Origin of the sequence: Streptomyces sp. NPDC006463, from assembly GCF_042870715.1 — a bacterium.
Taxonomy (GTDB): Bacteria; Actinomycetota; Actinomycetes; order Streptomycetales; family Streptomycetaceae; genus Streptomyces.
Map to the genome: position 1 here is coordinate 391,688 of NZ_JBIAHP010000005.1, position 11,188 is coordinate 402,875.

The window sequence follows — 11,188 nt, forward strand, 5'->3', positions numbered from 1 at the left end:
GGAAAGCTCCTCCACGTGCTCCACGGCGAAGTCGGCGCAAGCCGCGGTGGTCGGCTGCTGGTCCATGTCGTCGTGCATGGTCACTCCTTCACAACGGCGGGCTCACGCCCGGCGAAAGCGGCCCGGCCGGTCCGGGCCGGGCGGGATGGGGCCGGGTCTGATCAGGTCAGGGCGATGCCGGCGGTGAGACCGCCGCCGATCGCCGCGCCCAGCCAGGTCTCCTTGTCCCAGCCGAGGAACCCGGGGGCGTCGAGCGTCTCCAGCTCCTCGACGGCGAAGTCGGTCGTGGACTCGGCCAGCGGGGAAAGGTTCTCGGTGGTGCTCATGGGGTCCTCCTGAGGGAATCTCGATGTGCTGTGCCCTCATCCTGCGGCCGACGGAAATGCGTGGGAAGCCTTTTCCGCAGTCCCTGCGGTCAGGACTGCGCTGCGGGTTCCGCATCCATACGGCCCGGCAATCAAATCGCTACGGTCCACTCGTCCGGTCGCTACGGTCTCCGCAGTCATCCGAACTCCGGTGCTGCGACCTGCTTGCGCCAATTCACTTCGGTTGTGCCGCCTGCGCGATCAGGTGTACTGATTGCTCATCTAATTCCGTTGAGCAGGGGTGGATTGTGGAAATCGCCGAAATCGAAGAAGGCGTGAATTTCTCGGGGGCTGAGGATGCTGAGCGGCTGAGTTCCTGGTTCGTCGGTGAAGGGGCTGAGCTGCAGCCTTTGGCACATGCCGTTCTGGTCCAGCCCGGCGGGGACGTCGCTGCACTGGTTCAGTCGGATCTGCTCGCGCCCGGTGCGACCGTGTTCGCCGACGCCTCCCCGTCCCTGGCCGAGGAGACCGGCGTCCGGTTCGTGGCGGTCGAGGGAGGTGCGGAGCACGCCGGTGACGAACTGATCATCTCCGGCAGCCTGTATGTCCAGGTGTTCGACTACGGCTCCCTGGCCTACCTCTCGGTGGCCGGGCCGACCGTTGTCCGTATGACCTGCACCGAGGACTACGAGGCCTTCCTCGAGGACGCTGACCGGGCCGTGCAGGAGGGGGTATGGGCCGAAGCGCTCGGCCACCCCTCCGTTCAGCTCGCCGATCTGGACGCGCTTGCCTCGCCACTGCGGGCCGTCGGCCTCGGCCGGCTCTACCTCACCGCCGAGGGCCGGCTCCGCACCAGCGTGGGCGGCCAGGATCTGGGCCATGTCAGTGCCGGGGCCGAGACGGTGCGGGCCGCTGCGCAGGCGTTCGGGGGAGATCCGTCACTCGGTGCCGTCGTGCCCGCGCCGCTGCTTCGCTCCGGTGCCGCCGAACGGCCGTGGCTGCGGCGCTACCTGCATGCGCTGGAGGTCAAGCGCCGACTGGTGGAGAAGTTCGGGCCGGACATGCGCATCTCGGGTTTCGGCGGCCGTTTCACATCCGGGCTCGTGGCACTTCCTGTCGAAGCTGCCGACCGGCCGCTGCTGGTGGAGGCACAGGGGGAGATCTTCGCTGTCCGGACCGACGACTTCCGGCTCTTCCGACTCGGCAGGGGCTCGGCCTGCCTGTTCGAAGTCTTCTCCGCGCTGTGCACCGAGGACACGGCGGAGTCCCGGGGGCGGGCCGCAGCCGTGGCCGGACCGCTCCTCGGCATCACGGCCGAAGAGGCGCTGCGTGCGTACGCCGACGTCGAGGCCAAAATGTGCCTGACCACCGCTGCCGATCGCGCTGCGGGCGGGACCGTCTGATGTCCAGTTCCGTCCTCGCACCCGAACTCGACGGGCTCGCCGGGCAGCTCGTCGAGGCTCTCGGATCTTCCATCACGGTGGCCGAGCTGTACGGCCCGCTGGGCGGCCCGGTCTATCACGAGCTCACGGCCGACGACACCAACGAGGTCCGTGATGTGCTCGCCCTTCTGCGCGGCACGCAGGGACCGGTCCTGGAACTGGCATGCGGATCCGGTCGGTTGACCCTCCCCTTGCTCGTTGCGGGCCACGAGGTGACCGGGATCGACACTTCGCAGAGCCTGCTCTCGAAGCTGCGCGACCGGCTGTCCGCGCCTTCCGCCCTGCGGCTCGCCCGGCGCCTGACGCTGGTCGAGGCCGACATGTGCGCCCTGGACCTGGACGGCCGTTTCGCCGCGGCGCTGCTCGGTACCACCACCGTCGGTCTCGTGCCGCCTGCCGACCGTCCCGACTTCTTCCGCCGGGTGCACGATCATCTGGCGCCCGGAGGCTTGTTCGTACTCAGCGCGCACACCCCGGCGGCGACAGCAGGCCCCGGCGACCCGGTCCAGGAGGAGCTGCGCCCGCTGGTCACCCCCGGGGCGGTGAACTTCGTCATCGACCGGGCCGAACCCGAGCACGCGCGACGCCATGTCTCCATCCTGCGGATTCCCGCACAGGGACAGCCCCTGCTGCTGACGTCCACCGTCCACGTGCCGACCGCCGCCACGCTCATCGATGAGCTCACCCGCGCCGGGTTCGAGGTGGATGCGGCCCGCACGGCTCGCCCGACATCCGCTGCACCCGCCGATCTGAGCATTCTGGTTGCACGAAGGAGCAAGCGATGAACCCCACCGAGCCGTACCCGTCCGGTCAGCCCCACTATCCGCTGTGGGAGTCCCTGCTGCCGCTCGGGCAGCAGGGACGTCCGGAACGGCGGGCCGTCGGGGCGAAGGGCTCGCGGCTGCGGTTCGCCGACGGCAGCGAGGTCCTGGACGCCACCAGCGGCCTGTGGAACGTCAATATCGGCTACGGAAACGCGGAGATCGCCGATGCGATCGCACAGGCCGCCCGCGACGCCTCGTACCTGAATCTGTTCCGCTTCTCCCACACCTACGCGATCCAGGCCGCCGGGGACCTGGTCGCCGCGGCCGGGCCCGCAGCGTTCCGGCGTGTCGTCTTCTCCACGTCCGGCGGCTCCGCGAACGACCTCGCGATGAAACTCGCCCGCCAGTACGCGGTGCTGCGCGGTGAGTCCGAACGGCGCCTGGTCGTCGGCCTCAAGGGCAGCTACCACGGGCTGACCTACGGCGCGCACTCGCTGACCGGGGAGTCTCTCGGCCAGCGGATGTACGGGGTGGACCTGCGCAACGTGCGGCATGTGGATCCCTCCGCTCCCGAGGAGTTGGAGCGGTTCATGAAGCGGCACGGCTCGCAGGTGGCGTCGCTGGTCTGTGAACCGGTGCTCGGGTCCGGCGTGCGCCCGCTGTCCGCCGAGTTCATCGAGACCGTCATGGCGTTGCGGCGGGAGTACGGGTTCCTCCTCGTCGCGGACGAGGTGGCGACCGGATACGGCCGCACCGGCCCGCTGTTCGCGAGCTCCGCGTGGGCCGAGTCCCCTGACCTGCTACTGACGTCCAAGGGGCTGACCAACGGCACCTGCGCCGCGTCGGCCGTCCTGGTCTCCCACGAGGTCGCTGCCGTGTACGAGCAGTCCGACGCCGTGCTGCTGCACGCGGAGACGCAAGCGGGAACTCCCGCCTCCTGCGCGGCGATCACGGCGACGCTGGGGCAGTTCGCAGAACTGGACGCCCTGGGGGCTGCGGCCAGGACCGGGCACCGGCTCGACGGGATACTGAGCGACCTCGCCGAGCGGATACCGGCGGTGGGCGGCACCAGCGGAGCCGGCTGCTTCCGCGCGCTGCATCTGCGTGACGCAGACGGTGCACCGTTCGACGGCGAGGCAGTGCAGGCGGCCATCGGGGGGATCCGCGGCCACGGGGCCCTGGTGTACCCCGGCCCCGGGTGCGTGCAGCTCGTGCCGATGCTCACCAGCAGCGAGCAGGACCTCGACGACCTGGCGTACGCGCTGTCGCGCGGTTTGGCCGAGGCGAGCAGCCGGGCAGGTCTGAGATGAGTGGCGCTGCTCGCCCGGGGCTCGTGCCGGGACCGCCCGCGGTCTGGCAGCGAACGTCCCGGGTGCACCTGGGGCCGGGAGCCATCGGGGAGGTGTTGGCCGCGGAGCGGCCCGGCCGTGCGCTGCTGGTGGTCGATGCCCACCAGCCCGGACTGGCGGATGTCATCGGCCGTGTCCCGCGTGCCGCGCGCACCGACCTGATCCGTCTCGACCCCGAGGGCTGCGATCTGGAGGCGAGTGTGAGCCTGGCCGAGCGGCTGCGGGACTTCGACTGCGTCGTGTCGGTGGGAGGTGGGTCGATCATGGACGCGGTGGCGCTCGCCCGGCTGTTCACCGCCGCGCACGAAACCCAGGATCGGATCCGACTCGGCGGCGGGCGCCCCGGTCTGGTCCGCGGCCCCGCGATGAGCGCACTCGGCCGGCACCCCCGGCTGGTCGCCGTACCGACCACCGTGGGCACAGCCGCCGAGGTCAGCGCCGCAGCCACCGTACTGGTGGGCGGGCACCGAAAGCTCGTCATGCATCCACTGCTGGCGGCCGACGTGGTGGCGCTGGACCCGGTCGCGACCCACAGCCTGCCGCGCCCGCTGGTCCGTGAAGGGGCCCTGGAGGCGATCCTGCGACTCTGCAACGGCTATGTGCCCCGGCCGCCCGGCCATCGGTTTCCCCCGACTGCCGACGCCGAGGCCCTGGACCTCTTGCGGGACCTGGTGCACGCCGTCGTCGCCGACCGTCCGTCGCTCGACGTCGCCGTACTCAGCGCGCGCACCATTCTCGGCTTCGCCAGTGTCGGCCGGGACGCGTTCGCCGGAAAGGTCTGGTACCTGGCCAACGAGCTCGCTTCCATGGCCGATGTCCGCAAGATGCAGGCGACCGTGGCCGTCGTGCCGGTCGTATGGGCTCGGGTGCTGGACGGTGATGTGCGGTTCGGTGAGGCCGACCGGCTCCGGGCCGCGTGGTCCGCGATCCGATCGGGCTGCCCCGACCTGCCGGACGACCCGGTTCAGGGCATCGCCGTCCTGTCCCGCTCCTGGGGCGTCGCCGGCCCGCTGCCCCACTGCGATCCCGAAGCCGTCGCCGACCGCACGCTGCGCGCGTGGGGCGGTGGGCTGCCCATGCTGAACGGCTTCACCCGCCGTGAACTCACCCGCCTGTACGCCGAGGCCTTCCAGGGAGTCCCCCAGTGATTGATTTCTCCGCCACGCTCGTTCCCGAGAACGGACTGGTCAGCGCACGGGCCGTGCGCCCACCGCGGAGGCCCGCCGAACCGTTGTGGCAGGGCCTGGCCGAGCTGCACCGCAGCCGTACCGGGGCCCCGGAGCAGCAGGACGCCGCGCTGAGCCCCACGGTGGTGGGTGCCTATGGCATCTCGCCGTCCGACACCCTCACCCGCGCCGCCGGTGAGGCGGTGGAGCGCTTCGCGCTGTATCCGGTCCCCGGCGAGGGACGGGTTGCCCGTCTCGAACAGCTCGGCGACGAGGCGCTCGACCCGACCGCAGCCGGCGTACGGCTCGCGGATCCCGCCGGCACAGGACGCACGCTGCGCTGGTACCCGGCGCAGCGGCTGGACCACGGCACCCCCCTCCACGTACCGGCCGGACTTGTCGACTACCCCGCGCGCCCCGAGGACGCCGAAGGCTTCGACCCCTCACCCTCAGGAGCCGCCTCGGGCGGTTCGCGCGAGGCGGCCCTGCGATCCGGGCTGCTGGAAGTGATCGAGCGGGACGCCTTCCTCACTGCGTGGTTCCACCGGCTGCCGCTGCGCAGGCTCGACCCGGACCGCTTCCTCGCCGACGCGCCCCGGCCGGCCCCGCCGAGCCTGCAGCGGTTCCGGCAGGCGCTCGAGGCCGCCCGCGCCATCGGGCTGTCGCCCGTTCTCGCCCGCGTCCCCACCCATGTACCCGGGGTCGTCTGCACCGTGGGCATCGTGATCGACCATGAGGGCGGCCAGTCCCTGGCAGCCGTCGGGGCCAGCGCCTCCGACGACCCGGGAACCAGCGCCGTGAAGGCCCTCCAAGAAGCCCTGCAGATCCGCTCCGCACTGCGGCTCGTCCAGGAGACCGCTCCGACCGCGGACCCCTCCCGCCGCCCGCGCACCGACCTCGAGCGCGCCCAGTACTTCGCCTCGGCGGTCGGTGTGCGTGCCGTGCAGCGCTGGATGGACTCTTTCGTCCCGCTGGGGGACGCCGAAGCGGAAACACCCGGCACCACTACCGTCCAGGCCCTGGTCGAGGCTCTGCGCCGGCAGGACGTGGATCCCGTCGCGGTCGACCTGACGCATCGTCTGCCCGACCGGATCAAAGCCATGGGCTGGTGTGCCGTCAAGGTGATTCCCGTGGGAATGCAGGCCCTGCGCATGGACGACAGCCTTGATTTCACCTGGCACCACCAGCGGCTGAGCGCGGCTCGGGAGCGGTTCGGGCTCGGCGAGGACACCATCCCGGCCGACCCCGAACCCCACCCCCTGATCTGACGGGGAGCCGGCCGCATCCTCAGCCGGTCCCCCCATGGCCTCGCCTGGCGCGCATCATGCGGCCAGGCTGCTCCCCAGCGTCCGGACCAGATCGGTACGGCTGTTGATTCCCAGCTTGCGGTAGGTATGGGTCAGATGGAACTCCACCGTCCGCTGGGTGACGTACAGCCGACGCGCAATCTCTTCGTTGCTCAGCCCCATGAGGGCGAGTTCGGCGACGCGTCGCTGGCCGGTGGTGAGGGCGCGCGGGCCGACCTGGGAGAACCGCCGAGGCCGCGCGCCGGTGGCGACCAGCTTCTGGTAGGCCTCCTCCGCGGCCCGCCGGGCTGAACCGGCCTGGGCGAGGCCCAGGGCCCGGCGCAGTTTCTCACGTGCCGCCTCGGTCCGGTCGGCCCGGTGCAGAGCGGTGCCCTGGGCGATCAGGGACTTCACGAGTTCCAGGCGATCGGCTGTGTTCTCCAGCAGGGCGACCGACTCTTCCAGCAGGTCCAGGGATTCTGCGCGCGGGCCTGCGAGAGCGGCGCTACGGAGGCTCTTCGCGAGGGTCACGGGCGCGCCCCACCGGCGCGCCAGGACGAGTTCCTCGTCACAGAGCCGCTGGGCTTCCTCGTCCTGCCCTTGCTTCCGGTGGAGCAGGGCGGCCCGGGACCGCCAGTCGATGCGGCCGGGATTGTCGCCGCCGTACTGGGACAGGAGGCGGCCGCAGTGCTCGAGATCGTGGAGTGCCGACTGGTCCTGGCCCTCGGAGGCTCGGAGCTGGGCCCGCACCGCCAGGAAATAGGGGCGCAGCCAGTTCTCGGGCGAGTTGCGGAAGCGGCGGTCGTCGGCGATCCGCCGTGCCGCGTCCAGTTGGCCGTTCTCGATCAGTGGAGCCATCGCCGCGGCCGCCACGAACGCCCCGTAGGGATGCGGGCCGGGCAGCAGTCGCAACCCTTCTTCGCCTGCTGCCAGTGCCCCGGGCAGATCGTCCAGGTGGAGTCGGATCTGGGAGAGTTCGGCGAGCAACACCGCTCGGATGGGCAGCGGTTGACCCTTGAGGCCGAAGCCGCCGATCGTTTCCGCCCATTGGCCTGCCAGTTCGAGACGCCCGGCATGCCGGAGCGTCCCGATCGCCAACGTGGCCGCCCAGAGCGTTTCACGCCCCGCGTCAAAGGCGCGCAGCGCGCGTTCGGCACAGCCGGCCGCCTCATCCGCAGTACCAGTACCCATCGACATCTGCAGAGCGTGAGCGGCAAGGAGCACGCGCTCTCCGGGGGTGGCCCCGGAAAGCTCGGTCGGAACAGTGGTGTGCGGTGGGATCTGTGCGGGCAGCCCGGCAGCCACAGCCGATACGGCGCGCTGCCCCCAGAGGCGGTGAAGCGTTTCGGTGTCCTGCGGTTCGGTCTCGGCGGTGAGCATGTCGAGCAGGTCCACTGCCCGTCGAGCCTGCCCGCACTGGACGAGTTCTTCGGCAAGGAGCGGAATGGCGCGGGTCTGGAGGGCGTGGTCCTCGGTGAGCCCGATTCCCTCCCCCAGGTGCTGGACTGAAGAGGGGAGGCCCATACTCGCCTCCAGTGTCCCCAACTCGACCAGGAGGGCAGCGCGTTCTGGTACTGACGGGGTGGCGTGAGCTGCGTGACGCAGATAGGTGATCGCCTCGTCGGTAGCACCGCGGGCCGAGGCGTCGTCGGCGGCGGCCCGGAGGACTTCGAGCTGCCATTGCTCGCACGGCGACTCACTGGCGACGATGTGGCGGGCCACCTGATGGTGCGGCGCGCTGTTGGTGTAGAGCAGCTGAGCGGCCCGGGCGTGGATGTCCGAGCGTTCCGAGACCGGGAGGTCACTGGCGAGCGCGGCACGGACCAGAGGATGGAAGAACCGCCGGGATCCGGTCTTGTGCAGCAGTCCGATGCGTCCGAGGGCCGCCAGCGCGGAGGTGATGGCGCGATCGCTCATTCCGGTCAGTCGCTGAGTCAGCCGGGGGTCCGCTTCCTCGCCGAGGACGGCCGTCATGCCGGCCACGGCGGAGAGTTCGCTGGAATGGGGTTCGAGCCACGTCGGCAGGACGGACGCCATTACCGCGGCTGCTGCGTCGGCTGCCCGCGACAAGTCACCGGTCGTGGGGGTGACACCGGACCGTGTGAACTCACGGAGCAGGAGTGTCAGGAGTTTCGGATTGCCTCCGCTCAGGCGGAGGCAATACTGCACGAAGTCGTCGTCGGGGTCGTGTTCGAGTACGGTGCCGGTCAGTTCCGCCACATCTGCGGCCGAGAGCGGCCCGAGCGTGGTCGAGTGACCCTGCGGGTGGAGTGCGAGTTCTGCCGTCAGCTCCTGCTGGGCAGAGGGGATGTCCGGGTTGGTGGACAGGACCACGAGGATCGGGGCGTCGCGGAGGCGCCGCGCCAGGAAGTCGATCCATTGGGCGGACTGCGGGTCGGAGTAGTGGAAGTCGTCCACCACCATGAGGAGAGGGGCCCGCTCGGCTATCCGCGTCACCTCGTGGTGCAGCCCTTCGAACACGCCGAACAGCCAATCCGCCGAGGGGGGTTTGTCGATGTGGCCGGTGGATGGCAGGCTGCGGAACAGCTGGCGTACGACCCCGAAGTTGAACGCCTGCTCCCTGGAGCCGCACTGTGCCCGAAGAACGGTCATGGCGCGGGCTTGCCCGTGGCGGGCGAGGCGGTCGAGCAGCGTTGTACGGCCCATGCCCATGGCGCCTTCGACCAATGCGAGCCCCGGGTGACCCGCCTCCGCAGCCTCGAGCGCGGGTAGCAGTTCACCGATCTCGCCCACTCCGCCGACGGCGGGAAGGCGGGTGGCGTGGGGCCTGGAAGTATTTCTGGAAGCACTTGGGGACGAGATCCCGGCTTCTCCTTGCATTTTTCCCCCATGAGTTGTTCAAGCAGCGAGCCGCATTGCTCTGTTGGGTGATGGCAGTCGACTCCGCTGCGGTTCTGCATCAATCGGTGTACCTGACCCCGTCTGCGGCGGTGGCCGGAGGCCACGGCCCCCGGTGTCGCGGTCACGTACACGGTCTGCCGGCCGGCAGGGCGGCGCGTCCACGCTGGTGGGAGGAACGCGGCCGGTGCTCGTGCGGGTTCAGCAGCTCCTGGTGCGCGCTGCGCGGGCCGGGTCTGCATCGTCCGGCCGGCTTGTGCGGTCGGCACGCGCTTCTTGTAAAGCGGCACCGCCGACAACCCACAGGCCGAGCACAGATTCCCCCGAGTTGTTCCAAGCGGTCAACTTGATCTGGAATCAAATCTTTCGGATCAAGTGGCACGTGTCAAATCAGCTGATTGGCACTCTTGTTGGAGCTTTCGACATCCAGGTCGACACCAGATCGAACCGCAGGTCCGGCCCGGATGCTAGGCCTTGATTCGCTCTGTTTCCGGTGGGATTTCGTATTGGTCCGGCACCAGTCGGCACGAGGGCCCGCGGGTCTCGTCGAGGACGGGGCGTCGTTGTGGTAGTCGGGGGCGCCGATGGCCGATGGCCGATGGCCGATCGCTGATCCGGACCGGCCGGCTTTGCGGTGCTTGCACTGGATGACCCGGCGGCGACCGTAGGGGTCGCCCGTCGGCCGGGGTGCAGCAGGCGTGGACTCCGCAGCACGCCTCGGTTGGCTTCGGGGCTCCCGATGACGCGTCGCCCCCGGCCGGCTTCGCGCCGCGAGAGATACACGGTCTGGATCAGCCTCCGGGCGGCGTCGCTCGGCAGTCCCGGACCCCCGGGAGGCCGGAACCCGCTGTGTGAGCAGACTGCTCGTGAGACGTGGGTGGCGCGGCGAGACCGTTCTTCGTGTACCGCTCTACCCAGCGTCGTCAGGCGGCCGGCTGCGGCTGCCGCAGCTCCGCCTGGCCGAAGAGCAGCGCGTAGCCGCCGGGAAGGCGGTGGAAGATCCGGGCGAGAAGGTAGGGCCCGGCGAGGCGCGAGACCACGGCGAACACGGCGCCGGTGTCCCACCGGGCGGTGGCCGGTGTGCCGCCGGTGCGGGCGGCCAGGTCCTTGACGAAGCCCCAGCCGGTGAGCGGCTCGGTGTCCGGGATCTGGGCCCACAGGGTGAGGGCGGCTTCGACCGGCAGGCACCGTGCGAGGTCGACGCGTTCGTCCCCGGTGACCTGCCGGCCGAGGGCGGCGAGGACGTCATGGACGGCTTCCGACGCGCGTTCGCGGGTGGGGTAGGCGCCTTCGTAGCGCACGCGTTCCAGCATCTGGTCGAACGTCATCGCGGGCCGGGCCGGGTTCGGTCGAAGCTGGTCGTACATGGTGCTGCGGTTGCCTTTCTCTTCGAGGGATCGACTTCGGGGCGGGGCGGTCAGGTGGGTCGGCCGACACCGAAGAGGAGGTCGTAGCCAGGTGGGAGCTGGAGCAGGGCCTCGCGGGTGAGGCCGTCTCCGGCCGCGGCGGCCACGGAGGAGAGGACCGCGCCGATATCCCAGAGCGCGGTCTTCTCGGTGGCGCCTTCGAACCAGGCCGCGGCCGCACGGACGAAGCGTTCGGGCGTGAGCGGTTCGGCAGCCTGCAGGGGATTGAGGAGGATCAGGGCGTACGTCTCGGGGAGCCGGGCGGCGAGTTCGGCTCGCACCGTGCCCACCAGGTGAGCGCCCAGTAGGGCCAGGACGACGCGGGCGGCTCGTTCGGCTTCCTCCCGAGTGCGGTATCCGCCGCGTTCCTGGACGTGTTCCAGGAAAGCCTCCCGGTGCATCGGCATCTCATCACCTCCGGGGGAGGGGAGAGGAGGGGAGGGGAGAGGAGGGGAGGGGAGGGGAAGGGAGGGGAAGGGAGGGGAAGGGAAGGGCGGGCGGGGGGGGGGGGGGCGGGGGGCGGGGGGGGGTGGGGGGGGGGGGCCCCCCCCCCCGGGGGGGCGGGGGGGGGGCCCGGGAAGGGCTTTGGGGCCGCCACATCGCCCCAGGTG

General features: G+C 70.7%; 9 protein-coding genes. 5 read left to right on the plus strand and 4 right to left on the minus strand.

Translation table 11 applies throughout. The features are described 5' to 3' along the window. Positions 1-161: 161 nt before the first annotated feature. Positions 162-326, minus strand: a complete 165-nt coding sequence (locus ACFYOB_RS12855) for a hypothetical protein (protein WP_388558633.1) — start codon at positions 324-326, stop codon at positions 162-164. Between the two features lie 287 nt (positions 327-613). Between ACFYOB_RS12855 and mpaB the strand changes: the two genes are divergently transcribed. The 5 genes from mpaB to ACFYOB_RS12880 are packed head-to-tail and all read left to right on the plus strand — an operon-like array spanning position 614 to position 6,294. After that, the gene (gene mpaB, locus ACFYOB_RS12860) at positions 614-1,708 is read left to right on the plus strand and encodes a daptide biosynthesis RiPP recognition protein (protein WP_388558636.1); all 1,095 of its coding nucleotides are present in this window, start codon (positions 614-616) and stop codon (positions 1,706-1,708) included. Next, positions 1,708-2,532 carry a daptide-type RiPP biosynthesis methyltransferase gene (gene mpaM / locus ACFYOB_RS12865; RefSeq protein WP_388558639.1) on the plus strand — a complete coding sequence of 275 codons (825 nt, stop codon included), beginning with the start codon at positions 1,708-1,710 and terminating at the stop codon, positions 2,530-2,532. Before mpaB ends, mpaM begins: the two co-directional genes overlap by 1 nt. Then, positions 2,529-3,821: a daptide-type RiPP biosynthesis aminotransferase gene (gene mpaD / locus ACFYOB_RS12870; RefSeq protein WP_388558642.1), complete on the plus strand. Its 1,293-nt coding sequence runs from the start codon at positions 2,529-2,531 to the stop codon at positions 3,819-3,821. Before mpaM ends, mpaD begins: the two co-directional genes overlap by 4 nt. Then, positions 3,818-5,008 carry an iron-containing alcohol dehydrogenase gene (locus ACFYOB_RS12875; protein WP_388558645.1) on the plus strand — a complete coding sequence of 397 codons (1,191 nt, stop codon included), beginning with the start codon at positions 3,818-3,820 and terminating at the stop codon, positions 5,006-5,008. Before mpaD ends, ACFYOB_RS12875 begins: the two co-directional genes overlap by 4 nt. Then, on the plus strand, positions 5,005-6,294 hold the full coding sequence (locus ACFYOB_RS12880; RefSeq protein WP_388558648.1) for a YcaO-like family protein: 1,290 nt from the start codon (positions 5,005-5,007) through the stop codon (positions 6,292-6,294). The genes ACFYOB_RS12875 and ACFYOB_RS12880 overlap by 4 nt, the downstream gene beginning before the upstream one ends. 54 nt (positions 6,295-6,348) lie before the next feature. On the opposite strand, the gene ACFYOB_RS12885 is transcribed toward ACFYOB_RS12880, so the two are convergent. The 3 genes from ACFYOB_RS12885 to ACFYOB_RS12895 form a co-directional block, all read right to left on the minus strand. Further along, the gene (locus ACFYOB_RS12885) at positions 6,349-9,153 is read right to left on the minus strand and encodes an AAA family ATPase (RefSeq protein ID WP_388558651.1); all 2,805 of its coding nucleotides are present in this window, start codon (positions 9,151-9,153) and stop codon (positions 6,349-6,351) included. Positions 9,154-10,094: 941 nt separating this feature from the next. Further along, on the minus strand, positions 10,095-10,538 hold the full coding sequence (locus ACFYOB_RS12890) for a DUF2267 domain-containing protein (protein WP_388558654.1): 444 nt from the start codon (positions 10,536-10,538) through the stop codon (positions 10,095-10,097). Positions 10,539-10,588: 50 nt separating this feature from the next. Beyond that, positions 10,589-10,984, minus strand: coding sequence for a DUF2267 domain-containing protein (locus ACFYOB_RS12895; protein WP_388558657.1), 396 nt, complete (start codon positions 10,982-10,984; stop codon positions 10,589-10,591). Positions 10,985-11,188 lie beyond the last annotated feature (204 nt).

Excerpts from the sequence above, each read along its gene's own strand:
- ACFYOB_RS12855 (WP_388558633.1), bottom strand. The coding sequence starts at position 326 with ATGAGCACCACCGAGAACCTTTCCCCGCTGGCCGAGTCCACGACCGAC.
- mpaM (WP_388558639.1), top strand. The coding sequence starts at position 1,708 with ATGTCCAGTTCCGTCCTCGCACCCGAACTCGACGGGCTCGCCGGGCAG.
- mpaD (WP_388558642.1), top strand. The coding sequence starts at position 2,529 with ATGAACCCCACCGAGCCGTACCCGTCCGGTCAGCCCCACTATCCGCTG.
- ACFYOB_RS12875 (WP_388558645.1), top strand. The coding sequence starts at position 3,818 with ATGAGTGGCGCTGCTCGCCCGGGGCTCGTGCCGGGACCGCCCGCGGTC.
- ACFYOB_RS12885 (WP_388558651.1), bottom strand. The coding sequence starts at position 9,153 with ATGCAAGGAGAAGCCGGGATCTCGTCCCCAAGTGCTTCCAGAAATACT.
- ACFYOB_RS12890 (WP_388558654.1), bottom strand. The coding sequence starts at position 10,538 with ATGTACGACCAGCTTCGACCGAACCCGGCCCGGCCCGCGATGACGTTC.
- ACFYOB_RS12895 (WP_388558657.1), bottom strand. The coding sequence starts at position 10,984 with ATGCCGATGCACCGGGAGGCTTTCCTGGAACACGTCCAGGAACGCGGC.